This window comes from Streptomyces sp. NPDC026062 (assembly GCF_055568375.1).
Genome location: NZ_JBVHOQ010000001.1, coordinates 167,653 through 192,420 on the forward strand (window position 1 = coordinate 167,653; position 24,768 = coordinate 192,420).

Sequence of the window (24,768 nt, forward strand, 5' to 3'; positions counted from 1 at the left end):
AAACCGGAGAATCCAGTGAATGAGGTCAGCCATGCCGCCGCATGAGGTCGTCATCGGTGTGGACAGCTCCACCCAGTCCACGAAGGCCGCGTTCGTCGACACCGCCACCGGCCGGCTGCTCGCCGTCGGCCGCGCTCCACATCTCGTGACGGGCGAGGGCGGAGCCCGTGAAACCGACCCCGAGGAGTGGTGGCAGGCGCTGCGCGACGCGGTCGCCGCCGGGCTGAAGGAATCCGGCGTCGCCGCCTCGGACGTCATCGGGATCGCCGTCGCCGGCCAGCAGCACGGGCTGGTCGTCCTCGACGGTGCGGGCCGCCCGCTGCGTCCCGCCCTCCTCTGGAACGACACCCGCTCCGCCCCGCAGGCCGCCGCGCTCACCGCGGCCCTGGGCGGGGCCGACGCGTGGACCGCGCGCACCGGCTCGGTGCCGGTGGCCTCGATGACCGCGTCGAAGTGGCAGTGGCTGAGGGAGAACGAACCGGAGACCGCCGCCGCGACCGCCGCGATCCGCCTCCCCCACGACTTCCTCACCGAGCGCCTGTCCGGCCGCGCGGTCACCGACCCGGGCGATGCGTCAGGTACCTGCTGGTACTCCACCGCGACCGGCGCCTACGACCCGGAGCTGCTCGCCCTGCTCTCCCTCAGTCCGGCGATGCTGCCGGAGGTGGCGACGAGCGGGGCGGCGCGCGCCGGCTCACTGACGGAGGAGGCCGCCGAGGCGTTGGGCCTGCCCCCGGGCATCGCCGTCGCGGCCGGCACCGGTGACAACATGAGCGCCGCCGTCGGCCTCGGGCTCGGCGGGGCCGGGCTCCTCGACCACCCGGTCCTCAGCCTGGGCACCTCGGGCACGGTCTTCTCCGCTTCCCGGACCCGGCCGGCCTCCCCCGCACTCGCCGGCTTCGCCGCGACGGACGGTACGTACCTTCCACTGGCCTGCACTCTCAACTGCACGCTCGCCGTGGACAAGGTGGCCGCGCTGCTGGGCCTGGACCGCGATGACGCGGCCCCCGGCGGCGAAGCCGTACTTCTGCCGTACCTCGACGGCGAACGCACCCCCGACCTGCCCGCCGCCGCCGGCCTCCTCACCGGCCTGCGGCACGACACCACCCCGCAGCAGCTCCTGGGCGCCGCCTACGAGGGCGCGGTCGTCACCGTGCTGCGCGCGCTCGACGAACTGCTGCGGGCCTGCGGGCTCGACCCGGACGACCCCGAGGTGGCGGCCCGGCCCCTCCGGCTGATCGGCGGCGGCGCCCAGGGACGCGTATGGGTGGAGACCGTGCGCCGCCTCTCCGGGCGTCCGGTGACCGTGCCCACCGGCGGCGAACTGGTCGCCATGGGCGCGGCCGCACTCGCCTCGGGGGCGGCCACGGGTGCGGACCCGGTCGCGATCGCCGCGGGCTGGGACAGGGGCGAAGAGGCGCGCCTGGAAGCGGTCGAGAGGGATACGGCCACCTGGGAGCGGGTCGGCTCGGTTCTGGAACGGGCGGCGAGGCCGCTGCTCGGCTCGGCAGCCGACCCGGCCGCCTGAGCCGGCCGGTCCGACCGAGGGCCGCGCCGGGCCGGTGAAGCCGACGGGCCGGACCGGAACCCGCGGGCCGGTGAAGCCGACCGGCCGGACCGGAGCCCGCGGGGCTGACTGTCTGTCATGTCCCGTCGCGCGCCGCACACAAGCGCGCGCGACGGTCACCAGCCCGTTTTGGATAGCGAACTGATGTTCACTACTATCCGGCGATGATCATAAGAAGAAGGCTGACGGTCGGGGTGGGCATTCTGCTCGCCACCCTGACCGCCGGGCTGGGCTCGGCGCTGCCCGCCTCGGCCGGCGAACCCCCCACCCAAGCCTCCCCCAAGGTCGAGCTGGTGCTCGACGTCAGTGGCTCCATGCGGACCCGTGACATCGACGGCCAGTCCCGGATGACCGCGGCGAAGCAGGCGTTCAACGAGGTCCTGGACGCGGTGCCCGAACAGGTGCAGCTCGGCATCCGGACCCTCGGCGCCGACTACCCGGGCGACGACCGGAAGGTCGGCTGCAAGGACACCAAGCAGCTCTACCCGGTCGGCCCGCTGGACCGTACGGAGGCCAAGACCGCTGTCGCCACGCTGGCGCCCACCGGCTGGACCCCGATCGGACCGGCACTGCTGGGCGCCGCCGACGATCTGGACGGCGGCGACTCCACCCGCCGGATCGTGCTGATCAGCGACGGCGAGGACACCTGCGGGCCGCTCGACCCCTGCGAGGTGGCCCGCGACATCGCGGCGCGCGGCATCCACCTGGTCATCGACACCCTCGGCCTGGTGCCGAACGCGAAGATCCGGCAGCAGCTCACCTGTATCGCGGAGGCCACCGGCGGCACCTACACCGCCGTCCAGCACACCGATGAACTCTCGGGCCGCGTCAAGCAGTTGGTGGACCGGGCGGCCGAACCGGTCGTCACCCCGGTCGCCACGAAGGGCGCGGACAGCTGCACGAACGCCCCGCAGCTCAAGCCGGGTCTCTACACCGACCGCGAGAAGTTCGCCGAGCACCGCTGGTACCGGGTCGACGTGCTGCCCGGCCAGGAACTGCGCGCCTCGGTCAGCGTGTTCGCCGACCGGGCCGTCAACAACGACTACGGCATGCTGCTGCGCGCGGTGACCGTGCACGGCCGTGAGATCGTCAGAGGCGCGGAGTCCGGCACCGGGCGCACCGACGCCATCTCGTCCGGGCTGCGCTACCCGAAGCCCGAGCTGGACACGGACGGGGACGTCAAGCCGGCCGCGGAGACCGTCTGTCTCCAGGTCTCCAACTCCTTCTCCGCCCCCGCCCCGGTGAAGACCTCCCCCGGCATGCCGGTCGAGCTGACGATCGACCTGGTGGACGCCCCCGACGCGGCTGCCGACCCCGCGGCGTTCGGCCTCGGCCGAGGCTGGTGGCTGCTGGGTGTGCTCGTCCTGACCGGACTGATCGCGGGTCTGCTGACCGGCTGGATCTCGCGCTGGCGCTTCGCCGTCTGGAGGACCCACTGATGTTCCGTACAAGACGCGTGCTCGCGGGCGCGCTGCTGACCGGTCTCGCCCTGCTGACCGGGGCGGGCGCCGCCGTGGCGGACGACCCGTCGGCGAGCCCGAGCCCGAGCGAGTCCGGTGACGGGTCGGGCCCCACGGAGGCGGGCACCACGTTCCGTACCGCCACGGCACTCAAGCAGGATCAGCTCGCCACCGCCGGCGCGTCCGCCGGGGACTACCTGTACTGGGTCTTCCCCGCCGACGCCGGACAGCGGGCCACGGTCCGGGCGAAGGTCACCCTGCCGGAGAGCACCGCCCGGCACGGCGCCTCGACCTGGCAGGTCGATGTGTACGACGGACTGCGCCGCCGTCAGGCCTGCATGTACGGGAAGCAGACCGGCAAGGTCGCGGCGGACGCGGCCGAGGTCGAGCTCACCTGCGTCCTGCGTACCGTCAGGGCCTGGTCCGAACCGTGGGCCAACGACCCGTTGCCGGGCAGCTACTACGTGCGCCTCACGGTCGTCGACCTGCCCTCGGCGGACCTCGGGCTGCCGGTGCGTACCGAAGTCCAGGTCGGTGCGGTCGACAAGGGCGGTGCCGCCGACGTCGACGGCACCCTCTCCGAGCCGCTGGTCCCCGGCGTTTCCACGGTCGAGCAGGCGGCCGACGGTGCGTCGGCGGCCCCGGTCGCCGCAGCCGGCGAACCGGAGGACGGCTGGGCCTCCGGCTGGTGGACCGACCGCTGGCTGTGGACGGTCGGCGGCGGAGTGCTGGGCTCGTTCGCGGCCGTCTTCGGCTACTCGCTGACGCGTGGCAGCGGCCGCCCGTCCCGGGTCCCGCCGGGCGTCTGACGTGACGTCGCCGTCGGACGGGCCGGGCGACCGGCCCGTCCGACGGTCTGCGGGACACACGCTCCCGACCGGCCCTCCGGTCCACCACCGCCTGTTCCCGAGCCGCCTGCCGGGCCGGGCGGGTTCCTCGGCGCCCGACGATCGCTCCGTCCCGTACACCTCCGGCCGGGGTCAGCGCAGCCGCTGCCACAACGGGTGCAACGAGCACCACGGGTACGCGAAGCTGTCCGCGCCGGCCGTCCCCGTGGAGATCGTCCGCGCTCAGCCGACCGCCGGACTCAGCTCCCGGGCCCGCGGACACTCAGCTGGCTGCCCAACTCCTTGAAGCCCAAAGCTCTGGCCACGCTGCGCGACGCCGCCGGCCTCGCCCGCCACTGCGGCAGGCGGCCGCTCGCGAGGGCGTGCGCGGTCGCGGCGGAGGCCACCTGCCGGGCCAGTCCCCGGCCCCGCGCACGGGGCGCCGTCAGAACGCAGAGGTGGGCGGTGGCCCCCGGCCAGTCCCGGTATCCCGCCGCCGCGATCACCACGGCTCCGTCCCGTACGACGAACACCGGCGAAGTGATCTCGTCGAGGCCGCACTCCGCCGCCTCCTCCTCGCTCACCGACGCAAGCAGCCGGAGGAGGTCTTCGTGGCCCGAGGGCAGACGGCCGGCCTCGACGGTGCCCGGTCCCGACGGGCGGAAGCCGTCGGCGGTCAGATAGGCGAGGGAGGCGGGCCCGAGCACCTCGGCGACCGGCCACACCCGGGCGACCGCCCCGGGGTCGGTGAGCGACGGGGCCGGGACACCGGCGAGAGCGCGGCGGACGGTGTGCGCCACCTCGTCCGTGGGAGCGGTGACGAGGGCCGAGTCCTCCAGGAGCACGATGCCCACCCAGCCGGGCGGGGCAAGGGCCGACGCGGGGGCCGTGACCACCGTGGCGCCGCCCGTCGGCGGGAAGGGGACGGGCACCCCGGCCAGCGACTCCCACACGAGGCGTGCCCGTGCGGTGAGGGGATCGGAATTCATGACCGGATCCTCCCATCGGAAGCCCTCGGCGCCCGCCGCTGTGCCCGATGCGTCGTCATGGCCCGCCCCGTGCGGGCAGTGCCGTCGCTTCAGGTCGTGCGATCGGCGGCGAACGGGCCGTCGCCCGTGAACACCAGCCGGGCGAACCGGTCGCCGATGCGGCGGTGCGTGGCCGCGTCCGGGTGCAGCTGGTCCGGCAGCGGCAGTTCGGCGAAGTCCCGCTCCCCGTAGAGGCTGCGGCCGTCGAGGTGGTGGAGGTTCGGGTCGTCGGCCGAGCGCTGCGTCACGATGCGGCGCAGTTCGTCCCGGATGATGTGGAGCGTCAGTTTTCCGGCGGCACGTTCGGCCGGATCGCCCATCGCCGCGAACTGGAGCCTGCCCTCGGCGAGGTTGCTGAAGTCGGGGGCGCTGGGGCCCGGGGTGTCCTCGTGGATGGGGCACAGGATGGGCGAGACGACCAGCAGCGGGGCGTCCGGATGTCCTTCGCGAAGAGTGTCGAGGAAGCCGTGCACCGCCGGGGCGAAGGCACGCAGGCGCATCAGGTCGGCGTTGACGAGGTTGATCCCGATCTTGAGGCTGATCAGGTCCGCGGGGGTGTCGCGCATCGCGCGGGCCGTGAACGGGTCGAGCAGGGCGCTGCCGCCCATACCCAGGTTGATGAGCTCCACGCCGCCGAGAAAGGCGGCGTGTGCGGGCCAGGTGGACGCCGGGCCTGCCGCTTCGGAGCCGTGGCTGATCGAACTGCCGTGGTGCAGCCACACCTTGCGTCCGCTCGCCCGTGCGGGCTCGACGGGGGCGTCCGTGCGCAGGGCGACGAGCTCGGTGGTCTCGTTGTACGGCAGCCAGATCTCGATGTCCTTGACGCCCTCTCCCAGCCCTTCGAACCGGACGGTGCCGACCGGCCCCGGCCGGGTCTCCGCGGACCCGGTGGTCATGTCGACCATGAGGACGTTGCCGCCGGTGGCACGCCGCTGCCCGGCCGGGCTGCCGTCGACCAGCAGGTCGTAGACCCCGTCCGGGCGCGGCGGTGCGCCCCGGTAGTCCGTCTTGGTGCGCAGTGCGTCCAGCTCGATCAGCCCGGCCCCGGTACGGAACACCAGCCGTACACCGGAGGGCTGGGCCTCCGCCATGGCCAGCTGTCCGTCTGAGCACTGGGCGCGGGCCCACGCGGGCAGCCGGTGCGGGCGCAGCCCTCGCTCGGTGCGCTCCAGGTCGAGCGCGCCGCGCAGAAGGTCCGCGGTGATCGGCGTGGTGATCCAACTGGGCTCGGTGCTCATGTTCCCGCCTGCTGCTCGTCATGGCTGAAGTGTTCGGTCCCCCGGGCCGACGGCCACCGCCTGCCTGCGGGGGACATGCGGTCAGGGCGCCGGCCAGTTCCGCAGCAACGCGTCCAGGGCGTCCATGGCCCGTGTCCAGGACTCCTGCGAGTCGGGGGCGCTGTGGCTGAATCCTCCCTGCGCCTCCAGGCTGACGTAGCCGTGGAAGACGCTTCCCAGCAGCCGGACCGCGTGTGTCTGGTCCGGTTCCGTCAGGTCGTAGCCGCGCAGGATCGCCCGCGTCATCCGGGCGTGCCGGCCACCGGCACTGGCGGCGGCCGCCTCCGGGTCGAGCCTGAACTGGGCCGCGGCATACCGCCCGGGGTGCTCCCGGGCATAGTCGCGGTACACGTCCGCGAACGCGACCAGAGCGTCCTTGCCTGCCCGGCCCGCCAGTGCCGCTGCCCCTCGGTCGGCGAGCTCCTCCAGGGCGAGCAGCGCGATTCCGGTCTTCAGGTCGTGCGAACTCTTCAGGTGCGAGTACAGACTGGCGACCTTGACGTCGAACCGCCGGGCCAGTGCCGACACGGTCACCTGATCGAAGCCGACCTCGTCGGCCAGCTCCGCGCCCGCCCGGATCAACCGCTCCGCGCTCAGCCCCGCACGCACCATGGCTTTCTCCTCGTTCGACTACACCCATAATGCGTTTACCTAAGAGGTATAGGCAAATACATGAGATGTACAGGTGCGGCCGTTCGTGCCACCGGGGCACCCCCCTGCCGGCGCCGCACCCCGGCTACTCTCGACAACTCACCTACTCCACAAGGCCGGTGACGAGCGTGCAGCCGGCCGGACCGTCAGAGCGGAGACCTCTCATGTCCACGGAGACCGGCCCGGCCGTCGACGCCGGGTCGCGCGGCCACCGGATCGTCCCGGGCCCCAAGGGGCTGCCCTTCCTCGGGAACATGCCGCAGTTCGGCAAGGACCCCCTCGCGTTCTTCGAGCGGCTGCGGGGCCACGGGGACATGGTCCGGTGGCGCTTCGGCCCCAACTCCTGCCTGTTCATTGCCGATCCCGAGTGCATAGGCGAGCTGCTCACCGAGACGGAACGCACCTTCGACCAGCCGGCGCTCGGCGTCGCCTTCCGCACCGTGATGGGCAACGGTGTCGTGGTGGCGCGCAGCACCAAGTGGCGGCGCAAGCGGTCGCTCGTGCAGCCGTCCGTACGGCCCAAACAGGTGCGGTCGTACGCGGCGACCATGGCGGGCAGCACGGTGGAGCTCGCCGACACCTGGTCGGGCGGTGAACGCATCGACATCAAGCGGGAGATGGCGGCGCTGACGCAGAAGATCGCCGTGCGCACGATCTTCGGGGTCGACACCCCCGCCGACGCGGAGGCGATGGGCCGCGCCATGGACGTGGCGCAGGCGGAGATCGGCAAGGAGTTCGCGGGGATCGGCGCGCTGCTGCCGGACTGGGTGCCGACCCCGGGCCGGGCCCGGATCAAGAAGGCCGCCGCGGTCATCGACGCCGAGGTGGGCCGGGTCGTCGCGCGGCACCGCGACGGCGGGGACGAGCGCCCGGATCTGCTCAGCCGGCTGCTCACCGCCGTCGACGAGACGGGTGCGAAGCTCGACGACCGGGAGATCCGTGACGAGACGGTCACGCTCTACATCGGCGGTCACGAGACGACGAGTTCGACGCTGGTGTGGGCCTGGTACCTCCTGTCCCGCAACCCCGCCGCGCGGGCGGCGCTGACAGAGGAACTGGACCGGGTGCTCGGTGACCGTGAACCGGGTTTCGACGACTACGCCGAGCTCACGTACACACAGGCGGTGGTCAAGGAGACGCTGCGGCTGTACCCGACGATCTGGCTGGTCACCGGCGTCGCCAAGGAGGGCGCGCGGATCGGCGGCCTGGCGGTCCCGGAGGGCACCAGGGTCTGGAGCAGCCAGTGGGCCACGCAGCGGGACGAGCGATGGTTCCCCGAGCCGGAGGCCTTCCGTCCGGAGCGCTGGGACGCGGAGGCGGGCGACGAGATCGCGGAGTACGCCTGGTTCCCCTTCGGCGGCGGCCCCCGGGTCTGTCTGGGCACCAGGTTCGCGATGGTCGAGGCGGTGCTGATCCTGGCGGTGCTCGCGCGGCGTTTCGAGCTGGACGTCGATCCGGGGACGGTCAAGCCGGTACCGACACTGACGCTGCAACCGGACCGCGAGGTGATGGCCACGGTCCGGGCGCGGTAGCCCGGGGCGCGGCAGCCCCGGCCCGCGACCCGGCGCGGACGCCCGGGGTCCGGCACGGCAGTCGCGGACTCCGGCCCGGGCGACGCGCTGAGGCCGCTCGGGCCGTACGAAGGGCGGGGAGCCCGGCCCGTAGCCGCTGCCGCTCCCCGCCCCGTACGCCCTCAGTTGCCCCTCAGACCCTCTCCGTACCGCTCAGCGGCCTCCCAAAGCGCCTCTCAGGCGTCGCGCAGCGTGACCGTTCCTGTTCCCTCGGCCGTGGCGCCGGACGACTCCGCGACCACGCGGTACGGACGGTCCGTACCCTCGGAAGTGACGGTCAGCGTCTCCCCGTCCCGCACCACCCGGAACTCGGCGGCCGTCACACCCGTCAGGTCCGGCACCGTGACGGATGTGCCGTCGCCCGTGGAATCCCCGGCAGCACCGCCGAAGACCCGCAGCGTGAGCCCGTCCAGCCAGTCGCTGTCGGGGCGCTGGTCGTCCGCCCCCCAGGGCAGTACCGCGCCGGGGCGCACCAGGACCGGCAGGCTGTCGAAGCCGTGGGTCTCGTGACGCCAGACCGGCCCGGTGACGGTCTCGCCGGTGAGCAGGACCGTCCAGGTGCCCTCGGGGACGTAGTACTCGACCTGCCCGTCCTCCGTGAAGACGGGCGCGACCAGCAGGTCAGGTCCGAGCATGTACTGGCGGTCCAGCATCCGCGTGGTCGGGTCGCCGGGGAACTCCAGCAGCATCGGGCGCATCATCGGAACGCCCGTGCGGTGGGCGGTGGCGGCCGCTCCGTACAGGTACGGCATCAGCCGGTGCTTGAGCAGGGTGAACTTCCGGGCCACGTCCACCGCCTCCTCGCCGAACTCCCACGGCACCCGGTAGGACACGTTGCCGTGCAGCCGGCTGTGCGAGGACATCAGGCCGAAGGCGAGCCAGCGTTTGAAGACCGCGGGGTCGGGCGTGCCCTCGAAGCCGCCGATGTCATGGCTCCAGAAGCCGAAGCCGGACAGCGAGAGGGAGAGCCCGCCGCGCAGCGACTCCGCCATCGCGGTGAACGAGGCGAAGCAGTCGCCGCCCCAGTGCACCGGGAACTGCTGTCCGCCGGCCGTCGCCGAGCGGGCGAAGAGGACGGCTTCGCCGTGGCCGCGCTCCTTCTCCAGGAGTTCGAAGACGGTCCGGTTGTAGATCTGCGCGTAGTAGTTGTGCATCCGCTCCGGGTCGGAGCCGTCGTGCCAGACCACGTCCGTGGGGATGCGCTCGCCGAAGTCGGTCTTGAAACAGTCGACGCCCTGGTCGAGCAGGACCCGGAGCTTGCTGTTGTACCACTCGCACGCCGCCGGGCTGGTGAAGTCGACCAGGGCCATGCCGGGCTGCCACAGGTCCCACTGCCAGATGCTGCCGTCGGGCCTGCGCACCAGGTGGCCGAGTGCGGCGCCCTCCGCGAACAGGGCGGACTTCTGCGCGATGTACGGGTTGATCCACATGCTGATCCGCAGGCCGCGTTCCTTGAGCCGGGCCAGCATGCCCTCCGGATCGGGGAAGACCTCGGGGTCCCAGAGGAAGTCCGACCACTGGTACTCACGCATCCAGAAGCAGTCGAAGTGGAAGACGGAGAGCGGGATGTCGCGCTCGGCCATCCCGTCGACGAAGGAGGTGACGGTCCCCTCGTCGTACGAGGTGCAGAAGGACGTGGTGAGCCAGAGGCCGAACGACCAGGCCGGCGGCAGTGCGGGGCGGCCGGTGAGAGCGGTGTAGCGGGCCAGCACCTCCTTGGGCGCCGGTCCGGCGACGATGTAGTACTCCAGCGACTGGTCCTCGACGCTGAACTGCACCTGGCCGACCGACTCCGAACCGACCTCGAACGAGACCTTGCCGGGGTGGTTGACGAAGACGCCGTAGCCACGTGAGGAGAGGTAGAACGGGATGTTCTTGTAGGCCAGTTCACTGCTGGTGCCGCCGTCCGCCTGCCAGATGTCGACGGTCTGGCCGTTCTTGACGTACGGCGTGAAGCGCTCCCCGAGCCCGTACACGTTCTCGCCGACGTCCAGGGCGAGTTGGGCCAGCATGTGGTGGGCCCCGTCCGGTGTGGTGGCGAAGGCGGTGCCCTTGGCGTCGACGCCGGTGAGGCGCCGGCCGTCGGCGTCGAGGAAGGCCAGGCCCCAGGGGCCGTCGCCGTCCATGCGCAGCGTCAGCGGGCCGCTGGTCAGTTCGGTGACCGCGCCGTCCCGCCGGGTACGGGCCCCGGATGCCGCCGCGTCGAGGTCGGCGAGGACGAAGTCGGGTCCGCGGTGGACCGTGCCGGCGTGGTGGGTGGTGCGGACGCCGATGACTCCCTCGGCCGGGGAGAAGCATTCGACCGTGATGAGCGCGCTGTTGAGCGTGTCGCCGCGTTCGGCCACGTGCTTGACCGACGCGTAGGCGGTGAACCGACTGTCGCCGACGTGCAGATCGCGGATCTCGGTCGCGTAGGAGGCGCGTACGCCCTCACGCATGAGCCAGAAGCCGTCGGTGAACTTCATGCGGACTCCTTGCCGGGGGCAACTGGAGGGGGAGGAAAGGGGAGAGGGCGCGGGGTGCGCGGGGCGGTCCGGATCACTCGCCGTTCCCGGTGAAGGCGATCTTGGCGAGGCGCACGGTGCCGCGCAGAGTGACCCGCAGATCGCCGGTGCCGGAGGCGCTCAGCCCGGCCCGTGCGGTGCGGTAGTCGTACGGTCCGTCGGTGGCGGCGACCGGGACGGCGGCCGTGGCACCGTCGACGGTGATCAGCACGGCCCCCTCCCCCGCCGCGGACACCTCGACGCTGCTTACGCCGTCGCCGAAGTCGCAGCGCCGGTAGAGAAGTTCGTTGCTCTCGGCGACGGCGGTGACCGCGTCACCGTCCGTCTTGGTGAGGTCGACGATCTCGGTGCCCAGCTGCTCGTCGTAGTCCGCCGCGTCCAGGCCGCGTGCCAGGACGGGGCGCGGTCCGGCCGGTTCTCCGTCGACGGTGACGACGGCGATGAGCCGGATGTCGGCGCTGGAGGCGCCTGCCTGGACCTCGTACGCGCCCGGCTCGACCGTCCAGCGGCCGTGCGCCACGTCCCAGTGGCCGAGTTCGGCGACGGGGACGGTGAACTCGACGCGCTCCTCGGCCCCGGGCTCCAGGTGCAGCCGGCGGTGACCGGCCAGCTGGCGCTGCGGCCGGACGACGGAAGGCGCCACCGCGCGAACGTACAGCTGGGCGACCTCGTCCGAGGCGACGGCACCGGTGTTGGTGACGGTCAGCGACACCCGCAGGAGGTCACCGTCGAGCCCGGCGTTCAGGGCGCTGTGGGTGAACTCGCTGTACGAGAGGCCGTGGCCGAACGGGTAGAGCGGGGTGCCCTCGTAGTAGAGGTAGGTCTGGCGCGAGCCGATGATGTCGTAGTCCAGCAGACCGGGCAGCTCCGCGTCCGAGGTGTACCAGGTCTGCGGCAGCCGGCCGGCCGGGGAGACGTCGCCGGCCAGGACGCGGGCGAGTGCGGTACCGGCCGCCTGGCCGCCGTGGGCGGTCCACAGCAGCGCGGGGAGAGTGGCCGCCGCGTCGGTGAGGGCGTACGGGTAGGCGGAGGTGACCGCGAGCACCGTGCGCGGGTTGGCGGCGTGGGCGGCGCGCCAGAGGCGTTCCTGGTGGGCGGGAAGGTCGAGGGTGGTGCGGTCCTCTGTCTCCCGGCCGTTGATGTGCGCGTCGTTTCCGGCGACCACGATCACGACGTCGGCATCGGCTGCCGCGCGGGCGACCGCGTCCTCACCGCGCTCGGTGACCTGCATCTCGAAGACCGTCCCGGCGGCCCGGCCGGAGCCGGAAACTTCTTCGCCTTCGGCGGCAACCTTTACGCCGTCGGCGGCAACAGAGACATACCTACCCGTTCCCACGTGCAGAAGGCGGTGACCGCCGGCATGACCCTCCACCGCCTCCCAGCGGAACGTCTCCTGGACGATCCAGCCGCCGGGCTCGTCGGCGGATGCCCGTACGAAGCCGTCCTCGGCGACGGAGAGATAGCGTCCGGCCGGCTCCCGCAGGGTGATCACGCCGTTGCCCCAGTCCACGAGCGCCAGCTCGGACGGGGTGTCGCCGCAGGTCAGCGGCGGCAGGTCGGTGCGGCCCGCGAGCAGTGCCGGATCGAGGGCGCCCTCCTCGCCGCGCACCGGCTCCCCGCCCCCCTCCGCCGCGGGAATCTGCAGCCAGCCGTCCGCGCACTTCAGCCGGACCAGGTCGACGCCCTCCTCGAAGACGACGTGTTCGGCGCCGAAGCGTTCGCGCAGTCCGTCGAGCGGGGTGGAGCGGTGGATGAGCGTGCCGCTGTACCAGTCGAGCTTGCAGGCGTCGGCGAGGAGGCCGACGACGGCGACGGTCCTGCCCTCGGCGGGGTCGAGCGGCAGCAGGCCGTCGTTCTTGAGCAGCACGACGGCCTGCTCGGCGGCTTCGAGGGCCAGCGCCCGGTGGCCCTCGGTGTCGAAGTCCGCGGTGTGCGCGTACGGGTCGAGCTCGGGATCGAACTCACCGAGGGAAAAGCGGAGTTCGAGCAGGCGGCGGACGGCGGTGTCGATGTCGTGCTCGTCGAGGAGTCCGCGCTCCAGGGCGCCTCGGATGCGGCCGGTCATGAGGGACGAGTCCTGGCCGTGGTCGGTGAAGCTGTCGACACCGGCGCGCAGGGAGGCGGCCGTCGCCTCCTCGTGGGTGTCGAAGTAGTGCTCGGAGTCGACGAGGTTCGACGGCGCTCCGGCGTCGGAGCAGACCACCAGCGACCGGTCGGTCCAGGCGCGCAACTGCTGGGACAGCAGCGGCGAGACGTGGTTGGGACGCCCGTTGACCAGGTTGTACGCGGGCATGACTCCGGCCACCGCGCCCGCCTGCACGGCGTCGCGGAAGGCCCTGAGGTCGTACTCGCGCAGGACCCTGGGGCTGACCGAGGACGAGGTGATGTCGCGGCCGGTCTCGTTGTTGTGGGCGAGCCAGTGCTTGAGGACGGGGGCGGTCCGCCAGTAGAGCGGGTGGTCGCCGCGCAGTCCCCTGGTGTAGGCGACCGCGATGGCGGAGGTCAGCCCGGCGTCCTCGGAGTACCCCTCCTCACCGCGCCCCCACAGCGGGTTGCGCAGCAGATTGACGGTCGGGGCCCAGACGTTGAGGCCGACGCGGTCGTCCTGGGCGCGCTTGGCGCGGACCTCGTTGCCGACGGCCTCGCCGACCCGGCGCACCAGTTCGTCGTTCCAGGTGGCGCCGAGCCCCACGGCCTGCGGGAACACCGTCGCGGGACCCATCCAGGCGACACCGTGCAGGGCCTCCTGACCGGTCCGGAAGGAGCCGAGTCCGAGCCGGTCGACCGCCGGTGCGAACTGGTGCAGCATCGCGATCCGCTCGTCGAGCGTGAGCTGCTGAAGCAGATCGTCGGCGCGCTTGGCGAAGGTCAGCTGCGGGTCGCGGAAGGGCTGCGGTTGTTCCGTCACGTGCGGATCCCCTTGGAGAGGTGGGAGGTATTCCGGTCCCTGGGCCTCATAGGGGCAATCAAGGGGTCACGGAAGATCTTTCGAAGCGCTTCGATGCTCCGTGGCCAACCCCACGCGTGTCAAGGGCGCGTCGTCGACCTCTGTACGCGACAACCCCCCAATGCGCCAGGAAACGGTTCGGAAACAGGTCGGAGGAATCTGGAAACGGACTCTTGTGCGGTTGGGGCCCTTCACTTAACCTCGCTGCAACATCGAAGCGCTTCGACAGGGCTTCGATGGGGCGCCCGGCGCCCGTGATCTCCCCGGGACGGCGACAGGCCCTGCCGCTTCCCTGTTGAACCGCTTCACCTGCGGCCGGTCACGCCGGCTCAGCCAGCAACGCTCCACCTCAGACACAGGAACCGAACGGCGGTCGCCCGCCACGTGTCGTCCTGGTGCGCCTCGAAGGGTTGACGCAATGACGCCGAATTCCACCCCCTCCTCCACGGCTCCGAGCCGGAGAAGCTTCCTCGCCACGGGCGCGGTCGCCGCCGTCGCCGTGGCCGGCGGGGTACCGCTGCTCGCCGCGTGCGGCGGCTCCGGTTCCGGGAGCAAGGAGGGCACCACAACGGGCAAGGCACTCAAGAAGGTCGTGCCGTCCTACGCCCCGCTGAACCTGGTCCAGCCCGACGTCGCGGGCGTCAACGGTTCGAGCCCCGGCTTCACCAAGCTGCCGGACCCGCTGGTCGTCTCCGTGAAGTCGGTCCCGGGCAAGGGCTCGAAGTTCCGGATCATGACGCCGCTGTGGGGCACCGTCCCGAAGAAGAACAACCCGTACTACGCAGCGGTCAACAAGGCGGTCGGCGCCACGCTCAACTTCGACCCGCAGGACGGCAACACGTACCAGGACAAGATCGGCGCGGTCCTCGCCGGCTCGGACATCCCGGACGTCATGACCATCCCCGGCTGGAACATGCAGGGACAGATCCGTAACGCGATCACCGCCAAGTTCGCCGATCTGTCCCCCTACCTGGCGGGCGACGCCGTCAAGAAGTACCCGAACCTGGCGAACATCCCGACGGGCGCCTGGCAGTACTCCGTGTTCGGCGGCAAGCTGCGCGGTCTGCCCATGCCGACGCCGATCATCGGCAACGCGATCTTCTACCGCAAGGACCTGATCGGCTCCGGAGCCGTGCCGGCCAGCGCCGACGACCTGCTGGCCTTCGGCAAGGAGCACACCGCCCCCAAGCAGAAGGTCTGGGCGTTCGACGACCTCTGGACCTGCATCCAGATGATCTTCGGTCTGCTGCCCGACGCACCGCACTACTGGCAGCTGGTGGACGGCAAGCTGGTCCACAAGATCGAGACGAAGGAGTACCGCGAGGCGCTCGCCTTCGCCCGCAAGCTCCACGACGGCGGGTACGTCCACCCGGACGCCGAGGCCGGCAAGGACGCCGACGCCAAGATCCGTTTCACCAGCGGTCATGTCGTGATGTACAACGACGGCACCGGCGGCTGGAAGGGCATGGTCACCGAACAGGCCACCGCCAACCCGAAGTTCGACATGCAGGCGCTCGACTTCTTCAGCGCCGACGGCGGCAGGCCGACGCTGTGGCAGTCCGACCCCGCGGGCATCTTCACCTTCCTCAGCAAGAAGCTGCCCAAGGAGAAGATCGAGGAGTTCCTCGCGATCGCCGACTACGCGGCCGCGCCGTTCGGCACCGAGGAGTTCATGCTCACCAACTACGGCGTGAAGGGCACCCACTACACGATCAAGGACGGCTCCCCGACCTACACCCCGCAGGGTGTCGAGGAAGCCCAGCCCTCCACCTTCCTGTTCGTGGCCTCGCCCCCCACCTCCATCGCCTACCCGGACCAGCCGCAGCTGGCCAAGGACTACGCGGGCTGGATGGCGCGCCAGGCCCCGAACATCAAGAAGCCCCTGTTCTTCGGCATGCAGGTCGTCGAGCCGCAGCGGTACGCCTCCCTGTACACGCCGTTCGACGACCTCCAGAAGGACATCCGCCGCGGCCGCAAGAAGGTCAGCGACGTCGACGAGGCCGTGAACACCTGGAAGAAGAGCGGCGGCGACAAGCTGCGCGCCTGGTACCAGGACATTCTCGACAAGAACGGCTCGGGCGTCTGACGCGTACGACGCGCATCAGCCGTACGCGGTACAGCGGGAAGGAAGGCCGCCGGGCGCACGACGCCCGGCGGCCGGGGGCAGCGAGCACGACATGGGGAGCACAGGGTGAAGCCACGGGCCACGGTCACGACCGACCCGGACCGCACCGCCGACGGGGCCGGAGCCCCGGCCGGCGGCAGCGGTGACGGTGACGGTGACGGCAAGGACGCAAGCGGCATACGGAAGGGCGGGTCCCGCGCGGCCGGTACGCGCGGATCCCGCACGCCGAAGAAGGCGAAGAAGGGCTCGGCCAAGCGGATGCCGACAGGCACCGGGCCGCAGGCGGGCGGCATCACCTGGCGCCAACGGCTGCGCCGCGACCGCACCCTGGTACTGATGACCCTGCCGGCCATCGCGCTGCTGCTGATCTTCAACTACATCCCGTTGCTCGGGAACATCGTGGCCTTCCAGGACTACGACGTGTACGACCTGGGCATCACCGGCAGTCCCTTCGTCGGCTTCGACAACTTCACCCGGATCTTCGAGGACTACCGTTTCTGGGAAGTCCTCGTCAACACCCTCGTCATCTTCGTCACCCAGCTCGTCCTGTTCTTCCCCATCCCGATCGCCATCGCGCTCCTGGTCAACACGATCATGAGCGCGCGGGTGCGGGCCTGGGTCCAGGCAGTGGTCTATCTGCCGCACTTCTTCTCGTGGGTGCTCGTCGTCACCGTCTTCCAGCAGATGTTCGGCGGGGCGGGACTGGTCGCCCAGTGGCTGCGGGACCACGGCCACGAGGGCTTCGACCTGATGACGAACCCGGGCTTCTTCAAGTTCCTGGTCTCCGCGCAGGCGGTCTGGAAGGACGCCGGCTGGGGTGTGATCGTCTTCCTCGCCGCGCTCGCCGCCGTCAACACCGATCTGTACGAGGCCGCGGCCGTGGACGGGGCCGGCCGCTGGCGCCGTATGTGGCACGTCACGCTGCCCGCGCTGCGTCCGGTCATCGCGCTGCTGCTCGTCCTGCGGGTCGGCAGCGCCCTCAACCTCGACTTCGAACAGATCCTGCTCCAGCGCGATCAGGTCGGCTCCGGGGCTTCGGAAATCCTCGACACCTACATCTGGTGGACGGGCATCAAGACCGGCGACTTCGGCTACGCGGCCGCCGCCGGCGTCTTCAAGGGGCTGTTCAGCGTCGCCATGGTGCTGGGTGCCAACAAGGTCGCTCACATGCTGGGCGAGCAGGGGGTGTACTCCAAGAAATGACAACTCTCCTGGAACTTGAGAAGGACCCGGCCGAGCCGGCGCCCCGAGCGGAGACTCCGCTCCAGCGCGCCCTGCGGATGGAACCCCGGCCCGTGTGGGAGGAGGAGCCCACCAAGGCGGGCCTCGCCTTCAAGGGCTTCGGCCTCGTCGCGATCTGCGCGATCGTGATCATCCCGATCTGGGTGGTGCTGGTCACCAGCCTCTCCGACACCAAGGCGATCAACGAAGCCGGCGGCCTGGTCGTCTGGCCCAAGAGCATCACCTTCGTCGCCTACAAGGAACTCCTCAGCGGTGGAGCGGTGACCCGCGCGGCCGCCGTGAGCGTGGGCCTCACCGTCGTCGGCACAGCGGTCAGCATGGTGGTCTCGATCCTGTGCGCGTACGGGCTGAGCCGCCGCGACTCCTACGCCCACCGTCCGCTGCTGATGATCCTGATGGCGACGATGTTCTTCGGCGCCGGGCTCATCCCCACGTACCTGCTGGTCACCGGCATCGGACTGAGCGACAGCTACTGGTCGATGATCCTGCCCAGCGCGATCAGCGTCTTCAACGTGCTGGTCCTGCGCGGCTTCTTCATGGACACCGCGCCCGAACTCATCGACGCGGCCCGCATCGACGGCGCCGGCGAGTGGCGGATCCTGCTCCAGATCATCATGCCGCTGTCGCGTGCCGTGATCGCCGTGATCTCGCTGTTCTACGCGGTGGGCTACTGGAGCCAGTGGTTCAACGCGATGCTCTACATCCAGGACAGCGACAAGTACCCGCTTCAGATGATCCTGCGTCAGCTGGTCCTCCAGCACCAGGTCCCGCCGGGCGCCATGGGCGCGGCGGTCAGCAACGGGGCGATCAACAGCCTCGCCGTACAGATGGCGGTCATGATCCTCGCCCTCATCCCGGTCGCGATCCTGTCGCCATTCGTCCAGAAGCACTTCCAGAAGGGCATGCTCACCGGCGCCGTGAAGGGCTGACCGGCGGTACGGGGCCGGTCCACGGACAGTCCGGGACCGGCCCCCTCTGTCTCTCGCTGCTCCCTCTCCGCCTCTCCCGTTCACCCTTCTTGTCCTTCTCGTCCTTGTTCGGAAGGTGTTCGCCATGCACGTGCCGTCAGCGCCCCTGCCCAGCCGCAGAACCGTGCTCGCGGGAGCGGCCGTCGCCTCGGCCGCCGTAGCCCTGCCGGTCGCGGGCCCCGCCGCAGCCGCCTCGAAGCACCACCGTGACAAGCACACCGAGCCCCATCGCTGGCGGACCGCGGCGATCGGCGGGACGGGGTTCGTCACGGGGCTGCTGTTCCACCCTTCCGTGAAGGGGCTGGCGTACGCCCGCACCGACATCGGCGGTGCCTACCGCTGGGACGACACGAAGGCCCGCTGGACCGCACTCACCGACCACCTCGGCTGGGACGACTGGAACCTGCTGGGCATCGAGGCCCTGGCCGTCGACCCGGCGCACCCGGACCGCCTCTATCTGGCCTGCGGTACGTACGCCCAGGACTGGGCGAGCCCCGGCGCGGTGCTCCGCTCCGAGGACCGGGGCGCGACCTGGCGGCGGGCGGACCTGACGGTGCGGCTGGGTGCCAACGAGGACGGACGCGGGGCCGGTGAGCGGCTGCTCGTGGACCCGCGGAACAGCGACACGCTCTGGCTCGGGACCCGGCACGACGGACTGCTGCGCTCGACCGACCGGGGTGCGAACTGGGCTCCGGCCGAATTCCCCGCGGCCGCGTCGGCGAGCGGCCAGGGCGTGATGTTCCTCGCCGCCGCGGGCCGGGCGGTGTACGCCGGCTGGGGTGACGGCGGCAGCGTGCTCTACCGTACGAACGGATCCGGCGGCTGGGAGGCCGTACCCGGGCAGCCGTCCGGCGGCGCGGCGACGAAGGTCCCGGTCCGGGCCGCGTACGACGCCCGGGGCCGTGCCCTGTACGTGACCTACGCGGACGCCCCGGGCCCCAACGGGCAGTCCGCCGGCTCGGTCCACCGGCTCGACACGGTGACGGACACCTGGAGCGAGGTGACACCGGTGAAGCCGGACGCCTCGGCCGGTGACGGCTTCGGCTACGGCGGTGTCGCGGTCGACGCGCGCCGCTCCGGCACACTCGTGGTCACCACCAACAACCGCTGGTCGCGGATCGACACGGTGTTCCGCTCCACCGACGCGGGTGCCACCTGGACCTCGCTCAAGGACACCGCGGTCCTGGATGTCGCGGAGACTCCCTATCTGCGCTGGGGCGGAGAGGCCAAGTTCGGCTGGTGGATCCAGGCCGTGGCCGTCGACCCGTTCGACTCGCGGCACATCGTGTTCGGGACCGGCGCGACGGTCTTCGGAACCCGCGACCTCGTCCACTGGGCCCCGGAGATCCGGGGTCTGGAGGAGTCGTCGGTACGTTTCCTGCTCGCCCCGCCCGGGAAGGGCGCCCGCCTCCTCAGCGGTCTGGGCGACATCGGGGTGATGTACCACGACTCGCTCACCGCGTCCCCGTCGCGCGGCATGGCGACGAACCCCGTCTTCGGCACGGCCACCGGGCTGGCCCTGGCCACGCTCAGGCCCGCCCACGTGGTCCGGACGGGCTGGCCCTCGGGATCCACCTCCGCCGGGGCGTCCTCCGACGACGGCGGCAGGACCTGGCGGCCGTTCGCCGCCCAGCCGGAGATCGCCGCCTCGGCCCCCGGCCCGGTCGCGGTCTCCGCCGACGGATCGGTGCTGCTCTGGTCGTTCGTCCACTGGGACGGCACCAAGTATCCCGCCCACCGTTCCACCGACGGCGGAGCGAGCTGGGCCGAGGTCGCCACGTTCCCCAAGGGCGGCACCCCGGTCGCCGATCCGCTCGACCCCCGGCGCTTCTACGTCTACGACACCGACACCGGAGCGGTCTTCCGCTCCACGGACGGCGGGGCGACGTTCGTCAGTGGAGCGGCCGGACTTCCCTCCGGAGACGCACAGTTCAAGGTGGCGGCAGCGCCCGGCCGCAGCGGCGATCTCTGGCTCTCCGCGAAGGACAACGGACTGTTCCGCTCGACGGACGGCGGGCTGACGTTCACGGCGGTGGCCGGCTGCCAGGCCTCGCACGCTCTCGGCTTCGGCAAGGCGGCCCCGGCGAAGGGCCGCAACCGGCCGGGTGCCGGATATCCGGCGGTCTTCCAGACGGGCAGGGTCTCCGCGACGCACGACGGCGTGGCGGTGCTGCGCTCGGACGACGCGGGCGCCACCTGGGTCCGGATCAACGACGACTCCCACCAGTGGGGCTGGACCGGCGAAGTGATCACCGGCGACCCCCGCGTCCACGGCCGTGTCTATCTGGGCACCAACGGCCGGGGCATCCAGTACGCAGAACCCGCATAAGCAGAAGGAACGAGAGACGCCATGCCGTCCCTGCGCGACGCAGCCCGTGGCCGCATCCTCTTCGGAGGCGACTACAACCCCGAGCAGTGGCCCGAGGAGGTGTGGGAGGACGACGCCCGGCTGATGAAGGAGGCCGGCGTCAACTCCGTCACCCTCGGCGTCTTCTCCTGGGCGAAAATCGAACCACGCCCAGGCGCGAGGGAGTTCGGCTGGCTGGACCGGCTGATGGATCTGATGCACGCGAACGGCATCGGTGTCGTGCTCGCCACCCCGACCGCGTCCCCGCCGCCCTGGATGGGGGCGCGGCACCCGGAGACACTGCCGCGCACGGAGGACGGATCGGTCGTCTGGTACGGCTCGCGCCAGCAGTTCTGCGCGAGCTCACCGGTCTACCGGCGCTACGCGGCCGCCCTCACCGAGGACCTCGCGGCGCGGTACGCGGACCATCCCGCGCTCACCGTCTGGCACATCAACAACGAGTACTGCACGCACTGCTGGTGCGACGAGACCGCCGCCCACTTCCGCCGGTGGCTGCGCAGCCGCTACGGCACCGTCGACGCCCTCAACGAGGCGTGGGGCACGGCGTTCTGGAGTCAGCGCTACGACTCCTGGACGGAGATCCTGCCGCCGCGCAAGGCGCAGTACATGAAGAACCCGTCCCAGGGGCTGGACTTCAAGCGGTTCACCTCCGACGCCTTGATGGAGTGCTACGTCGCCGAGCGCGACATCGTCGCCCGGCACACCCCGCACGTTCCGGTGACGACGAACTTCATGCCGCTGTGGTCGGGGCAGGACGCCTGGGCCTGGTCGGCGCAGGAGGACATCGTCTCCGTCGACATCTATCCGGATCCGAGGGACCCGCAGGGCGGCCAGTACAACGCGATGCTCGCCGACATGACGCGCTCGCAGGCCGCGGGGCCGTGGATGCTGATGGAGCAGGCTGCGGGGCCGGTCAACTGGCGGGGCGTCAACCACCCCAAGCCCGAGGGCCTGAACCGGCTCTGGTCGCTCCAGGCCGTGGCGCGCGGGGCCGACGCGGTCTGCTACTTCCAGTGGCGGCAGTCGCGGCAGGGCTCGGAGAAGTTCCACTCCGGGATGCTCACCCATGCCGGGGAACAGGGCCGCACCTTCCGCGAGATCAAGCGGCTGGGCGCGGAACTCGCCACGCTCGGGCCCGCCGTCGGCGGCGGTGACGTACCCGCCGATGTGGCGGTGCTGCACGACTGGGACTCGTGGTGGGCGGACACGCAGGAGGGCAGGCCGTCCTCGCTGCTGGACTACACCGAGGTCGTGCAGCGCTGGCACCGGGCGCTGTGGGAGAACGGTGTCACCACCGAGTTCGCCCGCCCGGACGCCGACCTGAGCCGGTTCAAGGCGGTCGCCGTACCCCATCTGTATCTGCTCGACGACGCCTCGATCGACAACCTCGTGGCGTACGCCCAGGGCGGCGGAACACTGGTCTGCGGCTTCTTCAGCGGGGTCGCCGACGCCGACGACCGCATCAGGCCGGGTGGCATGGACGCCCGGCTGCGTGAGCTGTTCGGGATCCGCACGCTGCACGAGTGGTGGCCGCTCGACGCGGATTCGGCCGTGGAGTGCGACGGCTTCAGGGGCACCCTCTGGTCGGAGGAGCTGGAGGCGACGGAGGGCACCGAGGTGGTGGCCGCGTACCGCGACGGCGAGCTGGCCGGGCTGCCCGCCGTGCTCCGCAGGGGCCGGGCGCACTATCTGTCGACGCTGCCGGAGCCGGAGGCGCTGCGTGCGCTGCTCGGCGGCGTGGTGCGGGAGGCCGGCGCGGAGCCGGTGCTCGCGGGGCTGCCCGACGGGGTGGAGGCGGTCCGCCGGGGCGAACTGCTCTTCCTGCTCCACCACGGGCGGGACACCGTCACCGTGGCGGTGCCGGGGGCGCACGAGGAACTGCTGACGGGCCGTGCGGTCGAGGACCGGGTGGAGCTGGGGCGTTACGGCGTGGCCGTGCTGCGGAGCGCCGCGCCGTGACCGTCCGCACGCAAATCGACGGCACATGGGAGCCGCGTCCCGCCGTCCGCTGGGAGGACGCCTTCCTCGGCGGCAACGGCCGGCACGGTGCGATGGTGTACGGGGACCCGGTCGACGACCGGGTCATCGTCAACCACCACACCCTGGTCCGGCCGAACGGCAGCGAGCACCTGCGTCCGCCCGAGCTCGCCGGGCGGCTCGACCAGTTGCAGAGCGACCTGCTCGCCGGGGACACCACGGCCGCCGAGCGGTTCGGCGAGGGCCGGCCGCTGGCGTGGGTGCAGCCCTTCCATCCGGCCTTCCAGACCAGGATCCGGCACACCCCCGACACGTCGTCCGGTTCCGAGGACGCCGGGCCGCCCCCGGGCTACCGCCGTACGGTCGACTTCAGCACGGGTGAGATCACCGCGGAGTGCGAGGGCCGGCGCAGTCAGGTCTTCGTCTCCCGCGCCGACGATGTGATCGTCCAGTACGTCACCGGCCCCGGGCTCGCCGTGGACCTGACCCTGGACCACGCGCTGCCGGGCGCTCCGCCGCGCCTCGCGATCGGCCGCAGCACCGTGCTGACGCCGGGCGGTGGCCGGCTGTCGCTGCGGGTGGGCTACCCGGACAGCGAACTCGCCTACACCGGGGTGACCGTGGTACGGGCGGACGGCGGCCGGGTGTCGGTCGCGGGCGAGGGGATCCGGGTCGAGGGGGCCCGGAGCCTGCTGCTGCTCACCCGGGTGCGGCGCCACACGGGCAGCCCGGACCTCGCGGCGGAGTGCGCCGCCCTGCCGCAGGACGACTATCCGACGCTGCTGGCCCGGCACATCGCCCTGCACCGGCCGGCCTTCCGGCGGGCTTCCCTGGCCCTGGACGCCGATCCGGCCGAACGCGCGCTGCCCGGCAGCGAGCTGGTACGCCGGCCGGACAGCCCCGCCCTGCTGGAGCGGTTGTTCGCCGCGGGGCGGTACCACCTGTTCTCGGCCTCCGGTGTGCTGCCGCCGCGGCTGACCGGTCTGTGGACGGGCGACTGGGACACCGCCTGGTCGGGGGCGTTCACGACCAACGCCAACCTCAACCTCCAGATCGCCTCGGCACCGGCCGCCGCGCTGCCCGAGGTGTCCGAGGCCCATGCCTCGCTGGTGTACGGGCAGTTGGCGGACTGGCGGGACAACGCAAGGGCGATCTTCGGGGCGCGCGGGATCGTCGCCCCGTCCCACACCGACGGCGAGTCCGGCCACACCCGCCACTACCAGCGGGCCTATCCGCTGCATCTGTGGACGGCCGGGGCGGACTGGCTCCTGGAGCCGCTGATCGAGCACGCCGAGGCGAGCGGGGCGACGGACCCCCGGCTGGTCGACGCGCTCCACGAAGTTGCCCTGTTCTACGAGGACTTCCTGACCCGGACCGCACCCGACGGCACGGTGGCGGTCGTGCCCTCGTACTCTCCGGAGAACCGTCCGGCCAACGCGAGCTGGGGGACGGTGAACGCGACCATGGACCTCGCGGCGGCCCGGCACGCGCTCACCGTGTCGGCCGGCCGCTCCCCCACCGCTCCGGCCTCCGCGCGGCGGCTGGAGCTCGCGGAACGGCTCCCGGACTACCGGGTCAACGAGGACGGCGCGCTCGCCGAATGGGCGTGGCCCGGCCTGGAGGAGACGTACGACCACCGCCACCTCAGCCACCTCTACCCGGTGTGGCCGCTGGACGCGGTCAACCCGTACGACACCCCGGAGCTCGCGGCCGCCGCGCACCGCGCGCTGGAACTGCGCGGATCGGAGAACGACTCCGCACATGGGCATCTCCATCACGCGCTGATCGCCGCACGCCTCCGCGACGGCGAACGGGTCTCGGCCGCGCTGGACGCCGTGCTGGCGGGCGACTTCTTCCACGACTCACTGATGAGCGCCCACTACCCCTCCCGCGACGTCTACAACGCGGACGCCGCCCACGCACTGCCCGCCGCGGTCATCGAGTCGCTCGTCCAGTCGACGCCCGACCGGCTGGTCCTGCTTCCCGCACCGCTGGCCGGCTGCCCGAGCGGCGAACTGATGGGCATACGCACCAGGTTCGGTGCCGGTCTCGATCTGCGCTGGTACTCCGACGGCACCGCGACCGCGGTGCTGCATCCCACCCGCGACGCCCGGATCGATGTCCGTACGGGCGACCGCAGCACCCTCACCGATTCCTCCGCCGGAAACACCGCCGCTCCGCTGGAGCTGACGGCCGGCGTGGACCGTGTCCTCGATCTGAGGAGGCGGTAGCACTCCCCCCACCCCATCCCCCCAC

Annotated in this window: 15 protein-coding genes; 10 read left to right on the forward strand and 5 right to left on the reverse strand. The window is 71.6% G+C overall.

Annotated features, from left to right (window positions below; translation table 11 throughout):
- The first annotated feature begins 31 nt into the window (after nucleotides 1-31).
- The 3 genes from xylB (at nucleotide 32) to ACZ4LX_RS00785 (ending at nucleotide 3,836) form a co-directional block, all read left to right on the forward strand.
- Entirely contained in the window at nucleotides 32-1,528 is a 1,497-nt protein-coding gene (gene xylB, locus ACZ4LX_RS00775; protein ID WP_467636255.1) for a xylulokinase, read from the forward strand.
- 203 nt (nucleotides 1,529-1,731) lie between these two features.
- On the forward strand, nucleotides 1,732-3,006 hold the full coding sequence (locus ACZ4LX_RS00780) for a VWA domain-containing protein (RefSeq protein WP_467636260.1): 1,275 nt from the start codon (nucleotides 1,732-1,734) through the stop codon (nucleotides 3,004-3,006).
- On the forward strand, nucleotides 3,006-3,836 hold the full coding sequence (locus tag ACZ4LX_RS00785; RefSeq protein WP_467636263.1) for a hypothetical protein: 831 nt from the start codon (nucleotides 3,006-3,008) through the stop codon (nucleotides 3,834-3,836). Before ACZ4LX_RS00780 ends, ACZ4LX_RS00785 begins: the two co-directional genes overlap by 1 nt.
- Nucleotides 3,837-4,114: 278 nt before the next feature.
- Here ACZ4LX_RS00785 and ACZ4LX_RS00790 read toward each other — a convergent pair whose 3' ends face one another.
- The 3 genes from ACZ4LX_RS00790 to ACZ4LX_RS00800 all read right to left on the reverse strand — a co-directional run bounded on the left by ACZ4LX_RS00790 (nucleotide 4,115) and on the right by ACZ4LX_RS00800 (nucleotide 6,771).
- Entirely contained in the window at nucleotides 4,115-4,843 is a 729-nt protein-coding gene (locus ACZ4LX_RS00790) for a GNAT family N-acetyltransferase (RefSeq protein WP_467636266.1), read from the reverse strand.
- Nucleotides 4,844-4,932: 89 nt separating this feature from the next.
- Nucleotides 4,933-6,120, reverse strand: coding sequence for an SGNH/GDSL hydrolase family protein (locus tag ACZ4LX_RS00795; RefSeq protein WP_467636268.1), 1,188 nt, complete (start codon nucleotides 6,118-6,120; stop codon nucleotides 4,933-4,935).
- A gap of 81 nt (nucleotides 6,121-6,201) precedes the next feature.
- Entirely contained in the window at nucleotides 6,202-6,771 is a 570-nt protein-coding gene (locus ACZ4LX_RS00800; RefSeq protein WP_467636272.1) for a TetR/AcrR family transcriptional regulator, read from the reverse strand.
- A gap of 203 nt (nucleotides 6,772-6,974) precedes the next feature.
- Between ACZ4LX_RS00800 and ACZ4LX_RS00805 the strand changes: the two genes are divergently transcribed.
- Complete coding sequence (locus tag ACZ4LX_RS00805; RefSeq protein ID WP_467636275.1) at nucleotides 6,975-8,342, forward strand: cytochrome P450; 1,368 nt, start codon at nucleotides 6,975-6,977, stop codon at nucleotides 8,340-8,342.
- A 215-nt stretch (nucleotides 8,343-8,557) separates the two neighbouring features.
- On the opposite strand, the gene yicI is transcribed toward ACZ4LX_RS00805, so the two are convergent.
- Both yicI and ACZ4LX_RS00815 read right to left on the reverse strand, forming a co-directional pair.
- Nucleotides 8,558-10,846, reverse strand: a complete 2,289-nt coding sequence (gene yicI, locus ACZ4LX_RS00810) for an alpha-xylosidase (RefSeq protein ID WP_467636278.1) — start codon at nucleotides 10,844-10,846, stop codon at nucleotides 8,558-8,560.
- 73 nt (nucleotides 10,847-10,919) lie between these two features.
- Nucleotides 10,920-13,793 (reverse strand): glycoside hydrolase family 3 C-terminal domain-containing protein, encoded by a 2,874-nt coding sequence (locus ACZ4LX_RS00815; RefSeq protein ID WP_467636281.1) that lies wholly within the window; start codon nucleotides 13,791-13,793, stop codon nucleotides 10,920-10,922.
- Between the two features lie 457 nt (nucleotides 13,794-14,250).
- Here ACZ4LX_RS00815 and ACZ4LX_RS00820 point away from each other — a divergent pair, with 457 nt between their 5' ends.
- From ACZ4LX_RS00820 to ACZ4LX_RS00845, 6 genes are all read left to right on the forward strand, one after another.
- Nucleotides 14,251-15,918, forward strand: coding sequence for an extracellular solute-binding protein (locus ACZ4LX_RS00820; RefSeq protein WP_467636284.1), 1,668 nt, complete (start codon nucleotides 14,251-14,253; stop codon nucleotides 15,916-15,918).
- Nucleotides 15,919-16,023: 105 nt separating this feature from the next.
- On the forward strand, nucleotides 16,024-17,160 hold the full coding sequence (locus tag ACZ4LX_RS00825) for an ABC transporter permease (protein WP_467636287.1): 1,137 nt from the start codon (nucleotides 16,024-16,026) through the stop codon (nucleotides 17,158-17,160).
- The gene (locus ACZ4LX_RS00830) at nucleotides 17,157-18,128 is read left to right on the forward strand and encodes a carbohydrate ABC transporter permease (RefSeq protein WP_467636289.1); all 972 of its coding nucleotides are present in this window, start codon (nucleotides 17,157-17,159) and stop codon (nucleotides 18,126-18,128) included. Before ACZ4LX_RS00825 ends, ACZ4LX_RS00830 begins: the two co-directional genes overlap by 4 nt.
- 124 nt (nucleotides 18,129-18,252) lie before the next feature.
- Nucleotides 18,253-20,496: a 1,4-beta-glucanase gene (locus ACZ4LX_RS00835; protein ID WP_467636291.1), complete on the forward strand. Its 2,244-nt coding sequence runs from the start codon at nucleotides 18,253-18,255 to the stop codon at nucleotides 20,494-20,496.
- Between the two features lie 21 nt (nucleotides 20,497-20,517).
- Nucleotides 20,518-22,494 carry a beta-galactosidase gene (locus ACZ4LX_RS00840; RefSeq protein ID WP_467636293.1) on the forward strand — a complete coding sequence of 659 codons (1,977 nt, stop codon included), beginning with the start codon at nucleotides 20,518-20,520 and terminating at the stop codon, nucleotides 22,492-22,494.
- A complete protein-coding gene (locus tag ACZ4LX_RS00845) occupies nucleotides 22,491-24,743 on the forward strand; it encodes a glycosyl hydrolase family 95 catalytic domain-containing protein (RefSeq protein WP_467636296.1) in 2,253 nt (750 codons plus the stop codon). Before ACZ4LX_RS00840 ends, ACZ4LX_RS00845 begins: the two co-directional genes overlap by 4 nt.
- The last annotated feature ends 25 nt before the right edge of the window (nucleotides 24,744-24,768 follow it).

What these genes read in the sequence shown, in the direction of transcription:
- xylB (WP_467636255.1), top strand. Translation starts at nt 32, where the DNA reads ATGCCGCCGCATGAGGTCGTCATCGGTGTGGACAGCTCCACCCAGTCC.
- ACZ4LX_RS00780 (WP_467636260.1), top strand. Translation starts at nt 1,732, where the DNA reads ATGATCATAAGAAGAAGGCTGACGGTCGGGGTGGGCATTCTGCTCGCC.
- ACZ4LX_RS00785 (WP_467636263.1), top strand. Translation starts at nt 3,006, where the DNA reads ATGTTCCGTACAAGACGCGTGCTCGCGGGCGCGCTGCTGACCGGTCTC.
- ACZ4LX_RS00790 (WP_467636266.1), bottom strand. Translation starts at nt 4,843, where the DNA reads ATGAATTCCGATCCCCTCACCGCACGGGCACGCCTCGTGTGGGAGTCG.
- ACZ4LX_RS00795 (WP_467636268.1), bottom strand. Translation starts at nt 6,120, where the DNA reads ATGAGCACCGAGCCCAGTTGGATCACCACGCCGATCACCGCGGACCTT.
- ACZ4LX_RS00800 (WP_467636272.1), bottom strand. Translation starts at nt 6,771, where the DNA reads ATGGTGCGTGCGGGGCTGAGCGCGGAGCGGTTGATCCGGGCGGGCGCG.
- ACZ4LX_RS00805 (WP_467636275.1), top strand. Translation starts at nt 6,975, where the DNA reads ATGTCCACGGAGACCGGCCCGGCCGTCGACGCCGGGTCGCGCGGCCAC.
- yicI (WP_467636278.1), bottom strand. Translation starts at nt 10,846, where the DNA reads ATGAAGTTCACCGACGGCTTCTGGCTCATGCGTGAGGGCGTACGCGCC.
- ACZ4LX_RS00820 (WP_467636284.1), top strand. Translation starts at nt 14,251, where the DNA reads ATGACGCCGAATTCCACCCCCTCCTCCACGGCTCCGAGCCGGAGAAGC.
- ACZ4LX_RS00830 (WP_467636289.1), top strand. Translation starts at nt 17,157, where the DNA reads ATGACAACTCTCCTGGAACTTGAGAAGGACCCGGCCGAGCCGGCGCCC.
- ACZ4LX_RS00835 (WP_467636291.1), top strand. Translation starts at nt 18,253, where the DNA reads ATGCACGTGCCGTCAGCGCCCCTGCCCAGCCGCAGAACCGTGCTCGCG.
- ACZ4LX_RS00840 (WP_467636293.1), top strand. Translation starts at nt 20,518, where the DNA reads ATGCCGTCCCTGCGCGACGCAGCCCGTGGCCGCATCCTCTTCGGAGGC.